Annotated in this window: 21 protein-coding genes; 9 read left to right on the top strand and 12 right to left on the bottom strand. The window is 57.3% G+C overall.

The annotated features are described in order from the left end of the window. Window positions 1-4 precede the first annotated feature (4 nt). The 3 genes from R84865_RS06180 (at window position 5) to R84865_RS06170 (ending at window position 3,368) form a co-directional block, all read left to right on the top strand. On the top strand, window positions 5-769 hold the full coding sequence (locus R84865_RS06180) for an FAD-binding oxidoreductase (protein ID WP_435631153.1): 765 nt from the start codon (window positions 5-7) through the stop codon (window positions 767-769). Then, entirely contained in the window at window positions 769-1,488 is a 720-nt protein-coding gene (folM, locus tag R84865_RS06175) for a dihydromonapterin reductase (protein ID WP_435636463.1), read from the top strand. The genes R84865_RS06180 and folM overlap by 1 nt, the downstream gene beginning before the upstream one ends. Window positions 1,489-2,312: 824 nt before the next feature. Further along, window positions 2,313-3,368 carry a 3-deoxy-7-phosphoheptulonate synthase gene (locus R84865_RS06170; protein ID WP_435636464.1) on the top strand — a complete coding sequence of 352 codons (1,056 nt, stop codon included), beginning with the start codon at window positions 2,313-2,315 and terminating at the stop codon, window positions 3,366-3,368. 94 nt (window positions 3,369-3,462) lie between these two features. Here R84865_RS06170 and dps read toward each other — a convergent pair whose 3' ends face one another. Together dps and putA are read right to left on the bottom strand one after the other, a co-directional pair. Then, window positions 3,463-3,987, bottom strand: a complete 525-nt coding sequence (gene dps, locus R84865_RS06165; RefSeq protein WP_435631150.1) for a DNA starvation/stationary phase protection protein Dps — start codon at window positions 3,985-3,987, stop codon at window positions 3,463-3,465. A 307-nt stretch (window positions 3,988-4,294) separates the two neighbouring features. Next, window positions 4,295-8,080 carry a trifunctional transcriptional regulator/proline dehydrogenase/L-glutamate gamma-semialdehyde dehydrogenase gene (gene putA / locus R84865_RS06160; protein ID WP_435639123.1) on the bottom strand — a complete coding sequence of 1,262 codons (3,786 nt, stop codon included), beginning with the start codon at window positions 8,078-8,080 and terminating at the stop codon, window positions 4,295-4,297. A gap of 117 nt (window positions 8,081-8,197) precedes the next feature. Here putA and R84865_RS06155 point away from each other — a divergent pair, with 117 nt between their 5' ends. Together R84865_RS06155 and R84865_RS06150 are read left to right on the top strand one after the other, a co-directional pair. After that, on the top strand, window positions 8,198-8,695 hold the full coding sequence (locus tag R84865_RS06155) for an Lrp/AsnC ligand binding domain-containing protein (protein WP_435631148.1): 498 nt from the start codon (window positions 8,198-8,200) through the stop codon (window positions 8,693-8,695). Between the two features lie 55 nt (window positions 8,696-8,750). Further along, complete coding sequence (locus R84865_RS06150) at window positions 8,751-9,359, top strand: flavin reductase family protein (protein ID WP_435636466.1); 609 nt, start codon at window positions 8,751-8,753, stop codon at window positions 9,357-9,359. Window positions 9,360-9,452: 93 nt separating this feature from the next. On the opposite strand, the gene R84865_RS06145 is transcribed toward R84865_RS06150, so the two are convergent. Continuing rightward, entirely contained in the window at window positions 9,453-9,758 is a 306-nt protein-coding gene (locus R84865_RS06145; protein WP_435631146.1) for a hypothetical protein, read from the bottom strand. 898 nt (window positions 9,759-10,656) lie between these two features. On the opposite strand from R84865_RS06145, the gene R84865_RS06140 reads away from it, so the two are divergent. Together R84865_RS06140 and R84865_RS06135 are read left to right on the top strand one after the other, a co-directional pair. Further along, window positions 10,657-11,358 carry a winged helix-turn-helix domain-containing protein gene (locus tag R84865_RS06140; RefSeq protein ID WP_435631145.1) on the top strand — a complete coding sequence of 234 codons (702 nt, stop codon included), beginning with the start codon at window positions 10,657-10,659 and terminating at the stop codon, window positions 11,356-11,358. After that, a complete protein-coding gene (locus R84865_RS06135; protein WP_435639122.1) occupies window positions 11,358-12,977 on the top strand; it encodes an ATP-binding protein in 1,620 nt (539 codons plus the stop codon). Before R84865_RS06140 ends, R84865_RS06135 begins: the two co-directional genes overlap by 1 nt. Before the next feature lie 18 nt (window positions 12,978-12,995). On the opposite strand, the gene R84865_RS06130 is transcribed toward R84865_RS06135, so the two are convergent. Further along, window positions 12,996-13,919 carry a LysR family transcriptional regulator gene (locus R84865_RS06130; protein ID WP_435639121.1) on the bottom strand — a complete coding sequence of 308 codons (924 nt, stop codon included), beginning with the start codon at window positions 13,917-13,919 and terminating at the stop codon, window positions 12,996-12,998. Between the two features lie 97 nt (window positions 13,920-14,016). Then, window positions 14,017-14,583 carry a DNA-3-methyladenine glycosylase I gene (locus R84865_RS06125; RefSeq protein ID WP_435639120.1) on the bottom strand — a complete coding sequence of 189 codons (567 nt, stop codon included), beginning with the start codon at window positions 14,581-14,583 and terminating at the stop codon, window positions 14,017-14,019. A gap of 101 nt (window positions 14,584-14,684) precedes the next feature. On the opposite strand from R84865_RS06125, the gene gloA reads away from it, so the two are divergent. Both gloA and R84865_RS06115 read left to right on the top strand, forming a co-directional pair. Further along, window positions 14,685-15,125, top strand: coding sequence for a lactoylglutathione lyase (gloA, locus tag R84865_RS06120; protein ID WP_435631141.1), 441 nt, complete (start codon window positions 14,685-14,687; stop codon window positions 15,123-15,125). Window positions 15,126-15,205: 80 nt separating this feature from the next. After that, the gene (locus R84865_RS06115) at window positions 15,206-16,447 is read left to right on the top strand and encodes an FAD-dependent monooxygenase (RefSeq protein WP_435636470.1); all 1,242 of its coding nucleotides are present in this window, start codon (window positions 15,206-15,208) and stop codon (window positions 16,445-16,447) included. A gap of 128 nt (window positions 16,448-16,575) precedes the next feature. On the opposite strand, the gene tatC is transcribed toward R84865_RS06115, so the two are convergent. The 7 genes from tatC to ubiE all read right to left on the bottom strand — a co-directional run bounded on the left by tatC (window position 16,576) and on the right by ubiE (window position 21,768). After that, the gene (tatC, locus tag R84865_RS06110; protein ID WP_435639119.1) at window positions 16,576-17,415 is read right to left on the bottom strand and encodes a twin-arginine translocase subunit TatC; all 840 of its coding nucleotides are present in this window, start codon (window positions 17,413-17,415) and stop codon (window positions 16,576-16,578) included. Between the two features lie 2 nt (window positions 17,416-17,417). Further along, window positions 17,418-17,954 (bottom strand): Sec-independent protein translocase protein TatB, encoded by a 537-nt coding sequence (gene tatB, locus R84865_RS06105; protein WP_435639118.1) that lies wholly within the window; start codon window positions 17,952-17,954, stop codon window positions 17,418-17,420. A 6-nt stretch (window positions 17,955-17,960) separates the two neighbouring features. After that, on the bottom strand, window positions 17,961-18,209 hold the full coding sequence (gene tatA, locus R84865_RS06100; protein WP_435631137.1) for a Sec-independent protein translocase subunit TatA: 249 nt from the start codon (window positions 18,207-18,209) through the stop codon (window positions 17,961-17,963). Between the two features lie 45 nt (window positions 18,210-18,254). Beyond that, a complete protein-coding gene (locus R84865_RS06095; RefSeq protein WP_435639117.1) occupies window positions 18,255-18,602 on the bottom strand; it encodes a phosphoribosyl-ATP diphosphatase in 348 nt (115 codons plus the stop codon). A gap of 99 nt (window positions 18,603-18,701) precedes the next feature. Continuing rightward, window positions 18,702-20,327, bottom strand: a complete 1,626-nt coding sequence (gene ubiB, locus R84865_RS06090; RefSeq protein WP_435631198.1) for a ubiquinone biosynthesis regulatory protein kinase UbiB — start codon at window positions 20,325-20,327, stop codon at window positions 18,702-18,704. Next, window positions 20,327-21,025 carry a ubiquinone biosynthesis accessory factor UbiJ gene (locus tag R84865_RS06085; RefSeq protein ID WP_435631135.1) on the bottom strand — a complete coding sequence of 233 codons (699 nt, stop codon included), beginning with the start codon at window positions 21,023-21,025 and terminating at the stop codon, window positions 20,327-20,329. The genes ubiB and R84865_RS06085 overlap by 1 nt, the downstream gene beginning before the upstream one ends. Beyond that, on the bottom strand, window positions 21,022-21,768 hold the full coding sequence (ubiE, locus tag R84865_RS06080) for a bifunctional demethylmenaquinone methyltransferase/2-methoxy-6-polyprenyl-1,4-benzoquinol methylase UbiE (protein WP_435631134.1): 747 nt from the start codon (window positions 21,766-21,768) through the stop codon (window positions 21,022-21,024). Before ubiE ends, R84865_RS06085 begins: the two co-directional genes overlap by 4 nt. Window positions 21,769-22,084 lie beyond the last annotated feature (316 nt).

The raw sequence follows: 22,084 nt of genomic DNA, 5'->3' as shown, positions 1-22,084 counted from the left end.
CAGCATGAGCGTGACAACCACCAACGCGACAATTGACAGCATTGAAACTCTCGCTCCCGATGTGCTGCGCATATTCCTGCGCCTCGAGGGAAAGGGAGTCGCCCACGCGCCAGGGCAGTATCTGGAAATATCAATAGAGGTCGACGGCACGCCGAAATGGGTGCCGTTTTCCATCGCCAACGCCTATCGTGGCGACGGCCTGATCGAGCTACATATCCTGCGCGTTGAAGAGAGTAAAAGTAATACTGCGCTGCGCAAGGTGCTGGAAGTGGGCAAAACGCTGGATATTCGTCTGCCCAAGGGCGATACGGTGTTCCGCTTGGGGGATTCAGCCCCGCTGCTGTTAGTAGGTGCCGGTACTGGCTTCGCTCAAATGAAGGCGATTACTGAAGCGGTGCTGGCCCACGACCCAGATCACCATATTGATTTATGGTGGGCCGCGCGCAGCTCGCGCGACCTGTATATGGATCATCTGCCCCGCGAGTGGGCGCAGCGCTACCCTAATCTTCACTATCACCCTGTGGTAGAGGAGCACCAGCCCGGCGCCGATGAGCAGGACGAACTCGAATTTCTGGTCGAGCGCATCGATCAGGCATTGGCGAATACCCTAACGGCTACCCAGCACTACAGCGTTTACATTTCGGGATCGCCGGGCATGGTGTACGCGGTCGTTGATGCGCTCGAAGCCATCGAGCCGCTCACTGAGCGAGTCTTCTCCGACGTCTTCAGCTATGCCCCAAGACCGGCGGCTGAGGACTCAACGCGCTAATGCCTCAATCGCCTGTTCTGATTACCGGCGGCGCGCAGCGGCTCGGTCGCTACATCGCCGAGCGTCTGCTCGATGAGGGTTCGCCCGTTATCATTACCTACTTGCGCGAGCGCGATGCAGTGGACGCAATGCGCGCGCGAGGCGCTATTGCGCTTCAGGCTGATTTCTCAAGCACCGCGGGTATTATCGATTTTATCGAGCGTTTGAAGGGCTGCACGTCGCGGTTACGCGCCATCATTCACAACGCTTCGATCTGGCAGCCTGATAGTCCCGACGATATCGAGCAGAGTGCCAAAGCCTACGAGCAGATGTTTCGCGTGCATATGCAAGCGCCCATGCTCATTAATACCCACTGCCGTGAGCTACTGCTGGCCGGACCAGAGCCGCTGGCTGATATCATTCACATTACCGATTATTCGGCCGCGCATGGCTCGCGTCGGCATTCAGCCTATGCGTCATCGAAAGCGGGGCTTGCCAATCTTGCCCAGTCATTTGCCACCCGCTATGCGCCTGATATCAAGGTTAATTCGATAGCGCCAGCTTCTATCATGCTGAATCGCGGCGACGACGCCAGCTACATCGAGAAGCTCAAGCGCAAGTCGGTACTCGACGTATTGCCGGGGCCTTCTGCGGTGTGGGATAGCGTACGCTATCTGCTGGATGCTCGATTTGTGACTGGCACCGTACTGCCGGTTGATGGTGGACGAGGCGTAAAATAGCCGGGCTGATTAACCAGATCACATGGCGGTATGGGTGGGGGTGTTATCAGGCAATCGCCATCGCTGGCCGAATACTTCTTCGCCATGGGGCATCGGCGTTCAGTCAGTGTGAGAAGCGTTGATACCGCTCAGGGGACTGTCGTAACCCAAATGCCGCGGCAATTTGGTGATCGCCCGGCCTCGTTAATGTGGGTGGGCAGCATTCGCCTGTAGGCACTTCCGGTGGGGTAGCGAAGTTATTTCAGGCTGAATAAGTTTTAGAATCTGCTTGCTCTGGAAAGTGTTCAGAGTATTATTGGAATCTCATTGCCTAGCGCGGTAGGTAGCGGTGCTAGCGGCAATTACTCAACATCAACGTAAACTAACGCAGAGTACACTATGGCAGCGTCAATTTTGCTCCAGAGTCCCATGCTTGGTTCGTGCCTCCAGAAGGAAGCGCGCACTGTGCTCGCGTTGTGTAACGAGAAAAGCGCTGCCTCCGGCGGCGTTAACTATTTTGGGTATTGGTTTAGCCACAGGCACGCCTAATACCCACAGGCGTGCCCACTAGAGGCCGCCTGATACCGTTACAGCAAAACCCCGGTCAGGCTTCCTGACCGGGGTTTTACTTTTGGTGCAGCCACTGCCTGATTCGCTAGATAGGAGATCACCATGACTTTTGCCACTGCTTATTATTTTAACCGTCTTCTCGAATTTCGATTCAGCGCGCATTGGCGGCCTTACGCAGTCTCGTTGCGTGGCCAACGCTCCTCCGCTCCTTCTTCACGAACACGACATTGAATCCAGCGGCGCCTGCAAAGCGCTGATATCAAGGAACCGAACTTATGACCACCGACACCACTGAACCTGTTACGTCAATGCCTGTCCAGAATGGGCAATTGCCTAGTATTGATGGCTTGCGAGATCAGTTCCCGCTGAGCACTGAAATGACGCGGCGTATTGCCCAGCAGCGCGAGCAGATTCGCGACATCATTAATGGCCGCGATTCACGCATGCTTGTCGTAGTAGGGCCATGCTCGCTGCATGAGCGCCGTTCAGCCATTGAATACGCCGAGCGTTTGGCGTCGTTGTCGCAACAGGTCGATGATCAACTGCTATTAGTGATGCGCGCCTATGTTGAGAAACCGCGCACAACAGTGGGTTGGAAGGGGCTGGTGTACGATCCGTTCCTTGATGGCAGCGATGATATGGCGTCGGGGCTTGAGATAAGCCGTGCGCTAATGATCGAGCTGTTGGAGCGTGGTGTTCCGCTTGCCAACGAATTGCTGAATCCGATGGTGGCCGGCTACTTCTCTGATCTGCTGGCGTGGGGCGCGATTGGGGCGCGCACGACTGAATCGCAGATTCACCGTGAGCTTGTGAGCGGGTTACCGTTCCCGACCGGTTTCAAGAATGGCACTGATGGTGCCTTCGGTGCTGCGTGCGATGCGATTGGTGCCTCCGCCAACGCCCATCGCTACTTCGGTATTAGCGATGCCGGCGTGCCCGCTATGCTCACTACCCTGGGTAATCCGGATACTCACATGGTGCTGCGCGGTGGACGCAGCGGCCCCAATTACGACGAGCAAAGTATCGCGCTTGCGCGCTCGGCGCTCGAGCAGGCGGGCTACCTTCCCAGCATTATGGTGGACTGTAGCCATGGCAACAGCCTCAAGGACCCCGCACGACAGCCGTCAGTGTTCGATGATGTTATACGTCAGCGTTTGCTCGGCGAAAAAAGCCTCCATAGCGTAATGATCGAAAGCCATTTGGAAGAGGGCAAACAGTCGATCTCAAGCGATATGCGCTATGGGGTATCCGTCACCGACGGTTGTCTGGGCTGGGAGAATACTGCTGCGCTGTTGCTGAAAGCGGCGGATCGCTTGCGCGCTGCTGGCTAGAAGAAGCATTCTCCTTCAGCCAGCGAAACGCATAAAAAACCGGAGCCAGGGGCTCCGGTTTTTATTGGAAAGCGTGTCAGCTTTCGCGTGCAGATTACTTCTGCAGGTGTGCTTCGATGAACCAAAGGTTCTTGTCGAGGCCACGAGACACTTCGGTGAACAGGTCAGAGGTGTCCTGATCGCCCAGTTCGTCGGTGTCATCAATTGCCTTGCGCACCAGGTTGGCTGAATCACCGTAGTGATCTGCCAGCGCTTTCAGGTGGTCTTCTACCTGATGGATGGTGGTGGGGTAGGCATTCAGGCTAGTGCTCTGGCTTACTGCCTGAACGGTACCGAAAGCAGTACCGCCCAACTGGGTAGCACGTTCTGCTACGGAATCAACGAAGCCGTCGATTTCAGCGCGGAAGCCGTCGAGCATTTCGTGAACGCCGATGAAGTTGGTGCCTTTGAGGTTCCAATGAGCCTGTTTGATGACCAACTGAAGATCGATAAGATCGGCCAGACGCTGGTTGATGATAGCCACTACCTTGGCGCGGGTGTCATCACTGAGGCCGATGCGTGTTGCGAAGAGATCGCCAGCTTTTACTTCATTGATATTGCTCGGATTTGCACTGCTCATGTGAATTATCCTTCTCGCTTGAGAATGAGGTGACAGCTTGTGCGACCACCCTGCCACAGTTAGAAAGTTGCCTATCCCCTAAACTTGCGCCCGATCAGCTGCAATTTCAAGTAGTAGAGGTGACTTTCTTTTGACGTGTTCGAGCAGTGTAGCCGCGCACTGAAGAATTCGCTAGCGAAGCCCGCCCAGAGCCTCTTTCCGCCCCTCTATGGGCATCTATCGGCCATGTTATTGCGCAAAAAACCGGAAGCTTTTGGGCTTCCGGCAAAATGACAGCGGGGTCATAGAGAGAGGAAACAGACGGCGTTTAGTCCATTGTCATTAGGCTGGCGTTACCACCGGCCGCGGTGGTGTCGACACTGGTGGAGCACTCGGCCATCAACCGTTCTGGCGGTACCAGTGCAGTGCCTTCGCCCATCGAGGTGACGATGACAATGGCGCCATCGCGCTCGGCGAGCGCCTGTTGCAGCGTCAATAGCGACTCCTTGCTACCGTGGTGAAGCGCAATCTCGAAGTCTGCCTTGAGCGGCTGGCGGCTTAGCGTGATGAATTTCTTCAGCGCTTCCGGCAGATCCTGGTACAGCTTGGCAGGTACTCGGCTGGATGCGTCCCACACCAGATGCGAGCCTGCCTTGACCACCGCTTCGAGCTGGATCAGGTACTGCTCCTGAGTGTCAGCGACGCTCAATACTGCCTCGCGTGGCAGTGTGCGGTAGGTGTTGCCTTCACCGGTGGGGCCAGGCAAGCCATACACGTCGGGGCCGAAGAACGGCTCGTCTGCCTTGGCAAAGTCGATGCCTTTGTCAGATGCCCAGTTGCGCAGTTGGGTGACTTCTCTTTCCGAGCGCTGGTCGTGAGACGTAGGCGTTGCATAGGTGCTTTCACGAGTGCCGAATGGCCATGCCAGCACGCCTTCAGGGCGCTCAGCAAGCAAACGGTAGAGGTAGAGCGGGCCGCCGGCTTTGGGTCCAGTACCGGAAAGCCCCTCACCGCCAAACGGCTGTACGCCAACAATAGCGCCTACCATGTTGCGGTTAACGTAGAAGTTACCCACGTGCGAGTGGGTGGCAACATAGTCGATGGTTTCGTTGATACGGGTATGCACGCCCATGGTCAGGCCGTAACCGGTATCGCGGATCTGCTTCAGCAAATCACCCAGATGCTCACGTTTGTAGCGCACAACGTGCAGTACCGGGCCAAACACCTCGCGCTCAAGATCGGCGATAGAGTCAAGCTCAATCAGCGTGGGCGGCACATAGGTGCCTGCGCCGTCGGCAGCGCGCTGGGCGCTTTCACCATTAAGGTTGAGCTGATGCACGGTGCGGCCTTTGCTACGCATGGTGCTGATGTGGCGATTGATGTTGTCGCGCGCTTCGGCGTCGATAACCGGGCCGACATCAGTCGCCAGCTGCATGGGATCGCCCAACTGCAGTTCTCGCATTGCCCCCTTGAGCATATCGAGCGTGCGTTCGGCTACGTCTTCCTGCACACACAGCACGCGCAGCGCAGAACATCGCTGGCCGGCACTGTCGTAGGCAGACATGACGACGTCACGAATGACCTGCTCTGGCAGTGCTGACGAATCGACAATCATCGCGTTTTGGCCACCGGTTTCGGCGATCAGCGGTACGGGTTTGCCGTTATTGCCAAGACGCTTGGCAAGCGTACGCTGTAGCAGCCGAGCAACTTCGGTAGAACCGGTGAACATCACGCCTTGAATGCGCTCGTCGTCGGTAAGCAGCGGTCCTACCTTGCTGCCTTCACCGGGAATCAGCTGCAATGCTTCGCGCGGAATACCCGCTTCAAGGAATAGCTCAACCGCGCGGATGGCAATCAGCGTGGTCTGCTCGGCGGGCTTGGCAAGTACGGTATTGCCGGCGGCCAGTGCCGCTGCCACCTGGCCGGTGAAGATTGCTAGCGGGAAGTTCCATGGGCTGATACAGGTAATCGGGCCCAGTGCCTTGTGCGAGGCATTGTCGAATGAGCTACGTACCTGCTGCGCATAGTAATAGAGAAAATCGACCGCTTCGCGAATTTCCGCCAGTGCGTTGGAGTAGGTTTTTCCTGCCTCACGCACCACGATGCCCATCAGCTCTTCGCGTTTTTCCTCAATCAGCGCGGCGACGCGATCCAGTATTTCAGCACGCTTTTCAGGCGCATAAGCGGCCCATTCCGGTGCGAAGTCGGCGGCCGTCTGAACGGCGCGCTCAACGTCGGCCGAGGCGATCTGGCGCACGCTGCCCACTTTATCGCTGTGATCGGACGGATTGATAACGTCGATGCGCTCGCCTTCGGTTGAAGTGAGCGAGGCGGCGACAATCGGTGCACCGTCGATCTGGCCGGAAGCACTTTCAATCAGGCCTTTTTCCAGCGCTTCCAACTGATCGTCACTGGTAAGCTCCATACCGCGAGAGTTGGGGCGAACATTGCCGTACAAGGTGCCCGCGGTAGTAATGTGGGGATGAGAGCGACCTAGCTGACCTTCTTCTTCCGCCCAGCGTTGTGCTTGCGCGACAGGGTCAAGAATCAGCGATTCGAGCGGCAGGCTGGGGTCAGCCACCTGGTTAACGAAGGAAGTGTTGGCGCCATTTTCAAGCAAGCGACGGACCAGGTAAGCGAGCAGCGTTTCATGGCTGCCTACCGGTGCATAGATACGACAGGGGCGATCAAGTTTGTCGCTGCTGACGATCTGGCCGTAAAGCGGCTCGCCCATTCCGTGCAGACACTGGAATTCGTACTGGCCACGATAATAGGTGGCTGGGTCGGCCATTTCATAAATGGTCGCGACGGTGCGCGCGTTGTGGGTCGCAAACTGTGGGTAGATGTATTTCTGCGCATCGAGCAGCTTGCGTGCACATGCGACATACGAAATATCGGTGTAAGGCTTGCGGGTGAACACCGGGAAGTCGTCGATACCTTCCACCTGAGTGCGCTTGATTTCAGTATCCCAGTAAGCGCCTTTAACCAAACGAATCATCAGGCGATGGTTGCTGCGTTTGGCAAGATCAACAATGTAGTCGATGACGTAGAAGCAGCGCTTCTGATAACCCTGCACAACGAAACCAATGCCTTCCCAGCCTTGCAGCTCAGGTTCGAAGCAGAGGCGCTCAAGCAGATCAAGCGACAGTTCGAGACGCTCAACTTCTTCGGCATCGATATTCAGGCCGATATTGTGCTGCTTGGCCAATTTGGCGAGACGCAGCAGCACTGGGTAGAGCTCTTTCTGAACACGGTCGTACTGGCCGCGGAAGTAGCGCGGGTGGATCGCCGACAGTTTGATCGAAATACCGGGGCCTTCGTAGACGCCCTTGCTGCCCGAATCCTTGCCGATCGCTTCGATGGCGGTCTCGTAATCCTTGATATAGCGCTGAGCGTCGGCGTCGGTCATTGCCGCTTCACCCAGCATGTCGTAGGAGTAGCGGAATCCTTTCTGCTCAAGGCGCTTGGCGTTGGAGACGGCCTTTTCGATGGTTTCGCCGGTAACAAACTGTTCGCCCATCATGCGCATGGCCATATCCATGCCCTTGCGAATCAGCGGCTCACCGAACTTGCCTAGCGCGCGAGTTAGCCCTGCGCCGAGGGTTTTATCGCTGGGCGGAGCCACCAGCTTGCCCGTGATCATGAGTCCCCAAGCGGCAGCGTTAACAAAGGTCGAGCTGCTTTTGCCGAGGTGAGCCTTCCAGTCGCCTTCGTAAAGCTTGTCGCGGATAAGCGCGTTACGGGTAGCAGCGTCAGGTACGCGTAGCAGTGCTTCGGCCAGGCACATCAGGGCGATGCCTTCCTGCGAAGAGAGTGAGAACTCCTGCAGCAGTCCCTGAATCAACCCTTCCTTACCGCGCGCAGACTCGCTGTTACGCAAGCCTTCGGCAATTTTGTAGGCAAGATCATGGACGCGTTTGGTTTGATCTTCGGGAAGCGCGACTGAATCAAGCAGCGTCGGAATTGCTTCGGTTTCCGGCAGGCTCCAGGCGCGAGTAATCGCCCGTCGTAGCTCGGAGCGATCGGGGAACGTTGTTATGTGCGCAAAGGGCTGATAGTCACCATTGGCGGCGTTCTTATCGGCACTATTGGGGAGTTGATCGGAGACGGACATTGCGCAAACTCACGGAAATTGGGTGAATGGTAGGCCTTTCTTTGTTTATTTGCCTATGATCAAGCAATATGTGGTGAATTATTCACTAAAATTTGAGTAGTTTTTAAGGAAAAATTCGTGAGCGATGAGCAGGATTACCAACTTGATCGCAAGGATGTCCAGATTCTTAACGAATTGCAGCGTGATGGGCGTATTGCCAACACCCGTCTGGCCGAGCTGGTTAATCTGTCGCCGAGCGCCGTGCTGGCCCGGGTTCAGCGGCTGACGAGGGAGGGCTTCATCCTGGGCTACGAAGCGCGCTTGAATCCCAACAAGCTGGATGCGGCACTGCTGATTTTCGTTGAAGTGTTTTTGGATCGCACGGTGTCCAACGTGTTTAACGATTTCAAATACGCGATCAAGGACCGCCCTGAAATTCTCGAGTGTCATATGGTGGCCGGTGGTTTCGACTATCTTCTCAAAACACGTCACCGCAGCATGGAGGGTTACCGTGAGTTTGCCGGTCGGGTGCTATGGGATATGCCCGGCGTTCGGGAAACCCGTACCTTCGCGGTGATGGAGGAGGTCAAGGACACGCCGCTGCTGGACATCCGGCCGACTCGGGTGTTGCGATAGTGGCGTAGCGCACTAACCACGCTGGTCGGGTGGTTTTACATAGGGAATCGTCTTCATGCACTTTTACAAGCCGAAAGATGGTCATGGGCTGGCTCATGACCCCTTCAACGCCATTATCGCGCCGCGTCCCATCGGCTGGATCTCGTCGCACAGTAGCGATGGCACGCTCAATCTCGCGCCTTACAGCTTCTTTAATGCCTTTAACTACGTGCCGCCGATTATTGGCTTCAGCAGCGTTGGGCGTAAGGACAGCGTGGCAAACATCGAGGCGACCGGTGAGTTTGTCTGGAATCTGGCCAGCGAAGCGCTTGCCGAACAGATGAATCTGTCATGCAGTGCAGTGGGGCCGGAGGTCGATGAGTTCGCGCTGGCGGGGCTTGCGCCAGCAGCTAGTCACGAGGTGGCGGTGCCAAGAGTTGCTGAGGCGCGGGTGGCGTTTGAGTGTCGTCTAAGCCAGTTGGTGCAGCTGAAAGATAGCCGCGGCAGTGACATCGAGAGTTGGCTGGTGCTTGGTGAAGTGGTGGGCGTGCATATAGATCAGCGCTTAATCGTCGATGGTGTTTTTGACACCGTCGGCGCCAAACCGCTAACGCGAGGCGGCGGTCCGGGTGATTATTTTACGATCAGCGAAGCGGCCCGTTTCGACATGCGGCGCCCGCAGTAGCACTTCTGATTCAAAGGTGCCTGATGACATGAAAAAACGCTGCGCTCAGATGAGGCAGCGTTTTTGTGTTTGGCAGGCGCTGTGAGTAGCGAATCAGCGGTGTTCGGTTCCGCCCACCACGCGCAAGCGAGTAGGTTCGGTGGTGTCGAGCCACTGATTGATGCGGCGTGGGCCGAATCCTTCGGGAGCATCCTCGAAGCCCAGCAGATAGAGCGTGTCCTGGGCCAGGCTGTGCATGCGCAAACGAAGGAACAGTTCGCGTGAGCTGAGAGTGGTTGCGATCAGCCAGGTACCATCGGTGACTGCGGTACAGGTGCCGCTTTTCTCAAGCGCAGCATTTACCTTTTCGAACCGCTCGGTGTCGGCAGGGATGTCACATACAACGACGTAGCGTTCCATGGTCGAACCTCTTGATTCATTCAATTCGTACTTTTTTTAAGCACGAGGTTGACGTGAACAGGAAATCCGACCACTATCAAAGCCATGAAGCGGGGAGGTCGGATACCTGCCTGAATTTCGCTCCGAAGGCTGCAACCTTCGAAGCTGTTGGAAACGCCCGGTGCTGCAACACCGGGCGTTTCTCGTTTATGCGTTGTCAGTTTATTCTTGGATATTCGATCGCATGATGTCGATCCTCTTGCGACCGCCTGCGTGAAGCAGGCGATCGGCACTGGTATATGGGGCTGGCTCGCTGTGTGACGATATCGGCACGTTGAGGCGCCGCTTTAGCACCCCCTGCAAGGGGCACGTGGCGCGTGCACATACTGTCCTTTGCCACTTGAAGCATGCGCGGCCTATCTTGCTGCTTTGAGTCTATACCGGACGCACGCTTAAGCCTTACGATAGTGGCCTTCGGCTACGCCCACAAGTGGATAAGATGTGACTAACTTGTGTAATTTGGTGTACAAGCGCTCTGGAGCCCAGAAGTCAACGCAGTAGCGCCGCTAAAAAATTTTCTATTGGTTTGCTTTTTTCGATTATTCGGCAAGAACTAAATTGCCTTTTCGATGGTCATGGTTATATTCCGCATAGGTCATGATGTTCCTCGCAAACGAGATTGTTTGAGTCGAAGATGAAGAGGCATACCTGAGGCTGTGATAGGGTAATGCGGCGGCGCTTGCCTTGCTTAGTGCCCTGATGAGGCAAAATTTTGGGGCAGTCGCGTTGCACGCGGCGGCTCGGTGGCCGTTGGGCATCGCATCGATAGCGCCATGGGGCGTTGCGGGCGCATGCTCCGCTTTTTGGACGGTTAGAAAAGCATAGCGGTCAACGGTACGTAATTGTTTGGGAGCATGTTTTGGAGAATCACCAAGACCATATTCTGATCATCGAGGATGATGATCGTCTGGCAGCACTGACGCGTGAATACCTGGAAGGTAATGGTTTTCAGGTAAGCGTGGAACAGGATGGTGCGAAGGGTGCCGAGCAAATTCTTGCGCTGCGCCCAGACCTTGTCATTCTCGACCTTATGTTGCCGGGCGAAGATGGCCTCTCGATCTGTCGGCGCGTGCGCCCTCAGTATAGCGGCCCAATCCTGATGCTCACCGCCCGCACTGACGACATGGACCAAGTGCTCGGCTTGGAAATGGGCGCCGACGATTATGTGCCCAAGCCAGTGCCGCCGCGCGTATTGCTGGCGCGCATGAGGGCGTTGATGCGCCGCTCCGAGGGGCTGGAAGGAGGCTCGTCGGAAGGGCGTCTGGAATTCAAGGATTTGGTTATCGATTCGGGCACGCGCGAAGCATGGCTGAATGCCGAGCGTATCGATTTGACCAGTGCAGAGTTCGATTTGCTGTGGTTTTTGGCCTCCAATGCAGGGCGCGTTCTCTCTCGCGAAGAAATATTCTCGGCACTTAGAGGTATCAAATACGACGGTCAGGATCGCTCGATCGACGTGCGGGTGTCGCGAATTCGTCCCAAGATTGGCGATGACCCCAATCACCCTCAGCGTATCAAGACAGTTCGCAGCAAAGGCTATCTCTTCGTTAGAGAGCTCTGATGTCCGCCCGGCCCCGCTCCGTCAACCAACTGCTGACCATTTTCGTTTGGCAAATGGTCGTCGTTGCTATCTGTGCACTGCTGCTGTGGGGCTATCAGGCGATACGCGACCTTCGCTATCGCGAGCAATTGGCAGCGTTGCCTACCGCCGTTATCTCCTATCTGCTCGAAGACCAAGAGCCGTCTGATCGAGCGGGTTGGCTAAACGCCAACGAAGAGAAGCTGGGGGTAGGGCTGTCGCTGTTCAACGCTCCGGCTTCCAATCTTAATTTCCGCGAGCGCACGCTGCTGCGCTGGACCGGCGTATCGGCGTCGTTCAACGGCTCCAATTGGTCGTTTTACCGTAGGATCAACAATGGAACGGCGGTGTTGGCCATCTCGTCGGTGTCGGCTTCCAATGATTTTCCCTCTCATATTTTGCAGATGTTGCGCAGTTGGGTAGAAGGTGTGCCGCCGGCGGCGCGAGAAGCACGTCTTACGCGTCTGATTGCGGCCAGCGGCCTGCCCATGACGATTGGCAGTGGCCGACCCACGGCCCTTTCCGACCTTCAGATAGAACGACTGAACCTGGGCGATCCCGTGGCGCTTATCGACGCGCATGCCCACGCCAGTTTTTATATCCTTCTTGATGATCACCGCTGGATAAAGATTGGTCCGGCGTCATTCGCCAATGGCGTGTCCTTTGGGATCGCAATACTGGTGCTGGTGCTGGGAGGAATCGGGGCAACGCTGGTAACGCTGGCATTGTTCTGGCGCGATAATCGCTCAATGCGGCGACTCGCGGCCAATGCGGAGCTGTTTTTCCAAGGCAGCTCCCACTCTTTCTCTCCCGATGACGTTAGCCTTCGCTTCCGACCAGTAGCACGTCGCATGAACGTGATGGCCTCTCAGGTACAGGCGGCGCTGCATTCTCAGCAGGAACTTATTCAGGCGGTGTCGCACGAGTTTCGCACGCCGTTGTCGAGAATTCGCTTCGCATTGCAAATGATCGGCGATGTCAGCGGCTCTGATGCCATTCAGCGCCAGTTGCTGGAAGTGGATGGCGATATCGAGTCGCTGGACAAGCTGATCGACGACATTCTCACCTACGCGCGGGTTGATAGCGCGACGCGTGGCGGGCTCGGCAGTTTTTCCGAGTCGGTCGATTTGCGTTCGGTGGTCGAGGGCATCGTGCAGCAGCTTGAGCGTGTGACCAACGGAATTACCTTCACAATAAGCGGCGGTGACGAATGCCGCATGCAGGGTGATGTGCACATGCTCAAGCGTGCGCTTCAAAACGTTATCGAAAATGCCGTGCAACACACGGTCGACAGCGTGAATATCACGCTTTGCAAGCGTCATCATGTCAGCATAGTGGTGGTTGAGGATAACGGCGAAGGCGTCCCTCAGGACGAGCGTAAGCGGATTCTCAAGCCCTTTACCCGTGTCGATGCGAGCCGCGCACGTCCTTCTGACGGGCGCTTTGCGGGAGGTGGATTTGGCATGGGGCTGGCGATTGTTGAGCGCATCGTGCTGTGGCACGGCGGGCGGGTATCGGTATCTACCTCACCCGCGCTGGGAGGCGCGCGTTTCGTTCTGCTGCTGGCGGACGACGATAGCGAGGAAGCGGGCAAGCGCTGAAGTGCTTGCGGCCGCGGGTTAGTGGTTGAGCGGCGCGGTAATTCCGCTCAGCACGCGCGCTGTGGTAGAGCGTGCGGTTTCCAGAAAGGCCTTCATCCAGTCAAGTTCGAACTGCTCGCGCCGTATCGCGGCGTATAGCGTGCCCCACACCCCTTGCTCACCCAACTTCACCGCAGCAACATAATTCCGCTCCAGATATTCTGCTAGCGCCCAGTTGGGCAGCGCCGAGACACCGCGTCCGCTTGCGACCAACTGCATCATCATCATCGTAAGCTCGGCAGTGCGTAGTTCCTGCGGATAGACGCCGGCAGGAGTTAGAAACTGATTGAATACGTCGAGACGATTTTGCTCAACCGGATAGGTAATCAGCGTTTGGTCACGCATCTGCTGAGGGGTGACGAAGCGCTGCGATGCCAGCGGGTGGTCGGGAGCCACGGCGAGCAGGCTTTGATAGCCGAATAGCGGTTCGTAGTGGATACCATCGAGCGGCAGCGGGTCGGACGTAATCACTAGATCGAGTTCTTCGCGGGTCAGGCTCGCCAGCGGCTCAAACACGTTACTGCCAAGAATATCGATTTCGACATCGGGCGCATGCTCGCGAAATTCGTCGAGTGTAGGCATTAGCCACTGGAAGCAGCTATGACACTCGATGGCAATGTGCAGGCGTGCGCTACGTTTTGCTGCCAGCCGCACGATATCTCGTTCCGCGAGGCGCACCTGGGGCAGTATCTGCTCGGCCAGCGCTAGTAGGCGTTGGCCGCTGGGAGTAAATTGCAGCGGACGCGTCTTGCGCACAAACAGCGAATCGCCGAGCCGATTTTCCAGCTCCTTGAGTTGATGCGATAGCGCAGATTGAGTGAGATGAACGCGTTCAGCGGCTTCTACCAGTGATCCCGAATCGCGCAGGGCCACCAGGGTGCGAAGATGACGAAGTTCTAGCATTATATTTTTGGCGTCTGCGTGAGGATCGTTAACAGTAGAGGTCTCGCAAGCGTCGGGCAAGTTCGCCAGTGGTGCAGCATGCCCTGCGACGACAACGCTAGCCCTTGGACGAGTGGGTAGACGATGGCGAAGGGGTGGACCACGGCGGCGACTGCTCAAGGGCCTGTTGATACACGGGACACTCCTCGCGGTGCGCACCGGGTAGATAACCGGTGCTCATCAGGAATTCATTGACTATTTCAGGCCCGGTAAAGCGAAAGGTGCGTTTGAACAGCGCTGTCCATTCATTCAGCGAGCGTGGGTGCTGAGCGTCCAGCCATCCCTTGAAACTGCCGTAATTCTCTTTCAGTTTGAGAATAACGCCAGCATTGTGAATAACGGCGTTTATCTTCAGGCGATTACGGATGATACGCGCATCGTTGAGCAGTCGAGCACGCTCTTGGTCGCCGTAGTTAGCCACTGTCGCGATATCGAAGTGTTCGAACGCGTCGCTGAATGCAGCGCGCTTTTTCAGTACCGTCAGCCATGAAAGACCGGCTTGATTAATCTCGAGCACTAGTCGTTCGAACAGGGCGTTGTCGTCCTGCACCGGAAACCCGTATTCATGATCATGATAAGGGCCGTGCCAGGGGTGATCAGGGGCTGAATCGCAGTATGAAGTCACGCGTGATCCTTAAGCTATACCTGACTCCTAGGGTATCATGGCAATGAGTCGGTCGCGCGAGTACCGTGGCCACCTTCGGTTTGATGAGGAAGGAATCTACTATGCGTTATCTACATACCATGGTGCGTATCAAGGACATCGACGAGTCACTGCATTTCTACTGCGATCTGCTGGGCTTGAAAGAGGTGCGACGCAAGGACAACGAGAAAGGGCGCTTTACGCTGATTTTTCTTGCGGCTCCTGAAGATACCGAAAGCTCTCAGCAGGTGCAGGCACCTGAGCTCGAGCTAACCTGGAACTGGGACCCCGAGGAGTACGACGGCGGCCGCAATTTCGGTCATCTGGCTTATCGCGTTGATGATATTTATGCACTGTGTCAGAAGCTTATGGATAATGGTGTTACCATCAATCGCCCGCCGCGCGATGGTCATATGGCATTCGTAAAGTCCCCTGATGGTATTTCCTTTGAGCTGCTGCAAGCGGGTGACGCGCAGCCACCGCAAGAGCCGTGGGCATCCATGGAAAACACCGGCAGTTGGTAAGTCAGGCAAGCGGCCTGGCGCAGCGTTGGTAGCGCTCCTGCACTTCTCTTTACTAGCGCCCCTTGGGAGGGCAGCACGCCATGAATACAGATCGCGTTGATTTAACGGTGGTAGGGCTTGGTAGCGTGGGGCTTGCTACCGCACTGGCTGCCGCTCAGGCCGGGTTAACGGTTGCCGTTGTCGATCCTCAATCTGCGCAGCAGCTGCGCGGCGGCGACTTCGACGGGCGCGATGTGGCGATCTCCAATGCCAGCTTGCGCTGGCTCGACTCACTGGGCATTACCCGCGAGTTGGAAAACGATCAGCGCTCATCCATTCGCGGCGCCCATGTTATCGACGACGTGATCGGCAAGAAGCTGGCATTTGGTCCGGCGGCGGGTGAGCAGGATATCGGAGCCTTCGTGCCCGAATATCGGCTGCGCCAACTGGCGTTCGGCGAACTTGAGAAGCAGGCCAATTGTCGATTCTTGCTGGGTAACAAGGTGGCGATGCTCGATCACCGCAGCGACGCGGTGGTGCTAACGCTTGATGACGGTCAAGAGCTTGGCACTCGCCTGCTGGCCGCTGTTGATGGTCGCCGTTCACCGCTGCGGGGCATGCTGGGTATCGGTGCCGCAACGCAGGAGTATGGCACTCATATGCTGTGCTGCCGTGTTGAGCACGAAGTGGCGGGAGATGGTTGGACATCGCAGCGCTTCGTCGCTGATGGCTGCATGGCGATTCTGCCGCTGTCCGAGCATGTCAGCTCGCTGGCGCTGATGGTCTCGGCAAACGATGCGGCTCAGGTTGCACACCTCGACGATGCTGGGTTCGAGCAGTGGCTGAACCGGCGTCTCGGTGATTCGCTTGGACAGGTATCGTTAGCCTCGCGTCGCTTTAGCGTGCCGCTGGGCAGTCACTATGCTGATCGCTTCGTGGCCGAGCGTGCTGTACTGCTGGGGGATGCTGCCGTCGGGATGCTGCCGATTACCGCGCATGGGTTGAACCTTGGACTGATCGGTGCACGCTCCTTCATCGCTGAAGTGCTGGCTGCGCGCAGCAAGGGCGAGGCCTTTGATGAACCTCAGGTGCTCAAGCGCCACGCGCGCCGAGCTCACGCGACGGCCAAGCCGCTCTATCTGGCCACCAACGAGATATGCCGACTGTTCAAGCGCGCTGATCCTATCTCGCTACAGGCGCGGCGAGCGCTGATGCAGCTGTCAGGGCCTTTCGAGCAACTGGTGGGGATGAACTGTGAGCAGGATAATCCGCGCGAGGTACCCTGGTTGGGCGTGCTGAAGTCGTTGCCACGCGCCCTGATCAGCCGCGGGCTGGCAAGCTAACGAAAGAGCTAGTGGCGCCCAGGTGCGAAAATGATCGCGTAACACAAAGCGGCCTCATGATGAGGCCGCTTTTTTGTGGCGGGGAGTCAATAATGGTGGCCATTAACCCTTGATAAGGACGTTAACGCTTATTGGCCATCGTGCTCTTTTGCGCTGTCGACGTCGGTAGTGTCTGTACCGGCCTCTGATTCTGCTTCTGATGCTGTGTCCCCCGTACTACCACGTCCGCCGCGTTGGCGTTTGACCAAGCGACCGGCCAGCAAGCCCACCTCGAAAAGCGCCCACATGGGTACTGCCAGCAGCGTTTGCGACATAACGTCGGGGGGGGTTAGCAGCATGCCCACCACAAAGCAGCCAACAATCACATAGCCGCGTTTCGATGCCAGGGTCTGTACCGATACCGTGCCGGTGAGTATCAGCAAAAACGTTGCGATGGGTATTTCAAAGGCCACTCCGAATGCGATGAAGAGCTTCAGCACAAACGATAGGTAGGCGCTGATATCCGTCATGACCTGCACGCCCGCAGGAGCGGTGTGCGTGAAGAATTTGAAGATCAACGGGAACACGACGAAATAGGCAAAGGCGGCGCCCGCGTAAAACAGCACCACGCTGGAGGCCAACACCGGCAGCGCCAGGCGTTTCTCTGAGCTATACAAGCCGGGGGCAACAAAGGCCCAGGCCTGATAGAGCACGTAGGGAATAGCCACGAACAGTGCCAGTATCAGGGTGAGCTTGAGCGGCGCCAGAAACGGCGAGGTCACTTCGGTGGCAATCATCTGTGAGTGCGCAGGCAGCATCGACATGAGCGGCTCAGCGACAAACACATACAGTCGATTGGAGAAGGGATACAAACACAGGAAAACCACCAAAATGGCAATCAGCGCTTTGATCAGTCGCGAGCGAAGCTCGACCAAGTGTTCGATGAGCGGAGCCTGCGGCTGCTCTTCCTGTTGATGGTGTTCGGACACGTTTATTGTTCCTGCGCCGATGATGGGGCGGTCGGCGATTGGTACTGCGATGAAGTGCGCTGCTGAGCGGTGCTGGGCTGCAGCGATTCGAGCGGATCGTTGAGAGCGCCTACGGCGATAAGCGGGCGCTTACCGGAGGAGGGCGGGGCCGGGGCTTCTCGCACCTCAGCCGGAGCAGGCGGGACCCGAGGGTCGGATGTTTCGGCGGCTACGGTGGATTCGCTCGCGGTGCGAGACGACTGAGCAGCAGCGCCGCTGGTATCAAGCGCCTCACGCACTTCCTGGTCGGTGCTTTGAATGCTTTGGCGCAGTCTGGACAGCCCGCGATCGACCTTGCTTTGGGTTTCGCGCAGCTCACGGCGTAGCTCTTCCGCCTCGAACTGGGAAGTCACTTCGTTTTGCAGATCGCTCACGGTGCGCTTGATCTTGCCGATCCAACTGCCCGCCGTCCGTGCGGCCGCAGGCAGCTTGTCTGGCCCGAGCACTACCAGCGCGATGGTGCCAATCAGCAGGAGCTCGCCAAAGCTGAAATTGAACATAGCGTGTTACTTCCGCGAGTCGTGCTGCTCGCTGTGTTCAGGATGATCTTCATGGTGGGCGGCCGGTTTGGCATCGTGCTCAACACGTGACTGAGGCGCGTCTTTCTCTTTGCCTTCGTCATCCATTGCGCTCTTGAAGCCCTTGACCGCTCCGCCGAGATCGCCACCGATGTTGCGAAGTTTTTTGGTGCCGAAAATCAGCACAATGATGCCGAGAATGACGAGAAGCTTCCAGATACTGATGCCTGCGATCATGAGGGTCTCCTGCTGCCTTGGCAGCACATTAGAATAGTGGGGGTGTCAGGGCTTTTCAGCGCGTGACGCCTTTTCAACCAGCCCGGAAGTGCCCTCGCGGCGCTCAAGCTCGGCGAGGACGTCATCAAAGGGCACGTCGAGATGCGATAGTGCCACCAGCGAGTGAAACAGCAGGTCGGCGGTTTCCTTGACCAGCTCCAGACGCTTTTCTTCATCGCCGGATGCCTGCTCGACATCCTTGGCAGCAAGGATCATCTCGGTGGATTCTTCACCTATCTTTTCAAGAATCTTGTTCAATCCCCGGTGATGAAGCTTCGCCACGTAAGACGTGTCAGGATCAGCGTGGCGGCGCGTATGAAGGGTTTTGACAAGACGTTCTAGCGTATCGTTCATAAGATTCTTAACAGGTCGTTTGGACGCGGGAAGGTGGCTTATTGGCAGCATCATTCCCACCGTGTATCCAGTCTAACGCAGCTGCCATGGTTGACGCACTTAGCGCCATAAAATCAGCACAACACCCAGTGCACAGGCGGCCAGCGCCGGCCATGGTTGTTGCTCAGCCCAATGGGCAAGCGGCTGCCAGAATAGCCCGGCCACCAGCAATACGCCGCCGTAGCGCAGCAGTCGGGAGCGGCGTCGCGTTTGCTTCAGCCCGGTGCGAATGCTGTGCATGGCGCGACTGTTATTGTGCCGCTGGCGTACTTCGATTTCATTCTGGCGCATGACCTGATGGGCCAGTACCGGCAGCTCCGGCATTCGATACACAAGATCGGGCGCTTGACGCTTGATCGATTCCCACAAGCCTTTGGGGCCGGCGCGATCCTTCATCCACTTTTCGAGGTACGGCTTGGCGGTGTGCCACAGATCGAGATCGGGATAGAGCGTACGCCCCAGGCCTTCGATATTCAGCAGTGTTTTTTGCAGCAGCACCAGCTGTGGCTGTACTTCCATGTGGAAACGCTGCGCGGTCTGGAACAGCCCCAGCAGCGCCTGACCGAAGGAAATATCCTTGAGCGGTTTTTCAAGCAGCGGCTCACATACCGAGCGCACTGCCGCCGCAAATTCGTTGGCGCGCGTGCCTTCGCCAACCCAGCCCGACTCGATATGCAGGTTTGCTACTTCGTAGTAGTCCTGATGGAAGAAGGCGAGAATGTTACGCGCGAGATAGTCCTGATCCTCGCGAGTCAAACTGCCCACAATGCCGCAGTCGATAGCGATATAGCGGGGGTCTTCCGGCGTTTCTGTCGATACGAAAATGTTGCCGGGGTGCATGTCGGCATGGAAGAAATTGTCGCGAAACACCTGGGTAAAGAAGATTTCAACGCCGCGTTCGGCTAACTTGTGCAGGTTGACGCCGGCATCTCGCAGCGCATCGACATCGGCGACCGGAATGCCATAGATGCGTTCCTGCACCATCACGCGTTTGCGCGTCATTGGCCAGTGGATCGCCGGCACATAAAGCAGCGGAGAGTTGTTGAAATTGCGCTTCAGCTGAGAGGTGTTGGCCGCTTCCTTGTTGAGATCCAACTCGTCGAAGAGGGTGGCCTGGTAGTCGTCGACCACTTCCAGCGGGCGCAGTCTGCGCAAATCGGGCACCAGCGACAAGCAGCGGGCAATGGCGCGCATCAGCGCCATGTCGCTGCGCAGCACCTTATCGATGCCGGGGCGAATGATCTTGACCACCACCTCGCTGCCATCGTGGAGGCGCGCGGCATGCACCTGGGCAATAGAGGCCGAGCCCAGTGGCGTTGAATCGAACTCAGCGAACAGATTGGTAACGTCGGCGCCCAGTTCGCTTTCGATGATCGTCCGCGCCTGATCGACTGAAAACGGCGGCACGCGATCCTGCAACTGCTTGAGCTCCTTGGCGATATCCGGCGGCAGCAGATCGCGGCGCGTTGACAGCATTTGGCCAAACTTGACGTAAATCGGGCCAAGCGCTTCCAGTGCCAGCCTGAGTCGCTCGCCGCGCGGTCTATCGCCGCGTGGGAACACCCAAATGGGGATCAGGCGAAACAGTGGTCGTGCTAGTGCTGGCAGGCGATTGACCGGCACCAGCGCATCAAGACGGAAGCGCGCGATTACCCACAGAATACGTATCAACCGCCACAGCTTGATCACGCCTGGTGCCCTCCCAGCCGTTCGGCAAGGTGACGCTTGATGCGCTCAAAGCGTGCTTCGAGCCGATCGGTCGAGACTTCAAGCTGGGTAAGCTGATCCCGCGCTCGCTCCAGCTGATCCTGACCGGCCAGCCAGCGGCCTTGCTCAAACGTATACTCGTAAAGGTCGGCGCGCAGTTGCTGGCCGCTACGCACGCCGAAGCTGGTGAGACGCCGAATGCCGGTTGCCAGCGCGTGGGCAGGGCTCTCACCGAGCTTGCTAGCGAGCGCGCCTTCCCAGTCGATATCCAGATCCATCAGCAGTGTTTGCACTTGCTCAAGCACATGGATGTCGCCGCGTACGGCAAGGCTACCGTCAAACATCAGCTGACGTGATGGTTTTCCGGCTAGCAGCTCGGCAAGGGTTTCGGCAGACAGTTCGACCGTTGCGTCGGCATCGCCTTCACTCGGATCGTCCAAACGCGACAAGCTAATGCCGTCGGTTCGAAACAGCGCCATGCAGCAGATATCAGGATGCTCAAGCCTTACGACAATGCGTTTGTCAGATAGGCGGGCGAGCCTGCCCGGCGCTGCCGGGTCGCGTGCGATAACCCGATTCAGAGTGGTTTCGATACAGGCCAACGCCAGCGGGGCAAACAGCGTCATCGGTGACTCTTCGACATGTTCCATGGAGAAGCCGGTATCTTCCCGGCTCAAAGCTTGATTCCGCGATGGAGTGCTACCACACCACCGGTCATGTTGGTGTACTCAACACGCTCAAGCCCCGCGTCTTCCATCATCGCCTTCAAGGTCGCCTGGTCGGGGTGCATACGAATCGACTCGGCCAGATAGCGGTAAGAGTCAGCATCGTTAGCGACCAGTTGGCCAACGCGTGGCAGTACGTGGAAGGAATACTGGTCGTAGACCTTCTCAAACAGCGCGTTGGTGGGTTTGGAGAACTCCAGGACCAGCAGTCGACCGCCCGGCTTGAGCACGCGGGCCATAGAGCGCAGCGCTTTGTCCTTGTCGGTAACATTACGCAGACCGAACGCAATGGTAATGCAGTCGAAGGTGTTGTCGTCGAAGGGAAGCTCTTCGGCGTTCGCCTGAACGTATTCCACTTCGTGACCAACGCCTGCATCGATCAGCTTGTCGCGGCCGACATTGAGCATCGAGGCGTTGATATCGGCCAGCACCACGCGGCCGGTCGGGCCCACACGCTTGGCGAACTGGCGGGTAAGATCGCCGGTGCCACCTGCGATATCGAGCACGGCATTGCCCTTGCGCACGCCAGAACGCTCGAGCGTGATGCGCTTCCAAAGGCGGTGAACGCCGAACGACATCAGGTCGTTCATTACGTCATAGCGTTTGGCGACCGAATGAAAGACGTCAGCAACACGGCCTGCCTTTTCTTCGACCGGAACATCCTGGAAGCCGAAATGAGTGGTTCGTTTGTCCATGCCGTTTTCCTATGGATTGCCAGTGGGGCCAGCGTCAGCGACGTTCGTCGGGAAAGTGCCGCCGACGCGTGGCCCACGACCACCCGGCGCAGCAATCAAGATGGCCGAGTGGCGTGTGAATTCGGGAGCAACTGCACAAAGCAGCCACAAGAGCTGGCAGTTTAGCGCTGCGAGGCGCTCTTGTCTTTGGTCTGGATAGGTTTCTTTGGTGCGCACGGTGCTAATGATCACCAGCACGTGCCAAGTAAAGCCTTGCCGACGCCCTAGAGTAGAGCGGTGCTGCCGTATAGCGACCGGAAGCTGGCGTAGAGGAGTG

This window comes from Carnimonas bestiolae (assembly GCF_051251145.1).
GTDB lineage: Bacteria > Pseudomonadota > Gammaproteobacteria > Pseudomonadales > Halomonadaceae > Carnimonas > Carnimonas bestiolae.
This window is presented reverse-complemented; position numbering and strand designations above follow the sequence as displayed.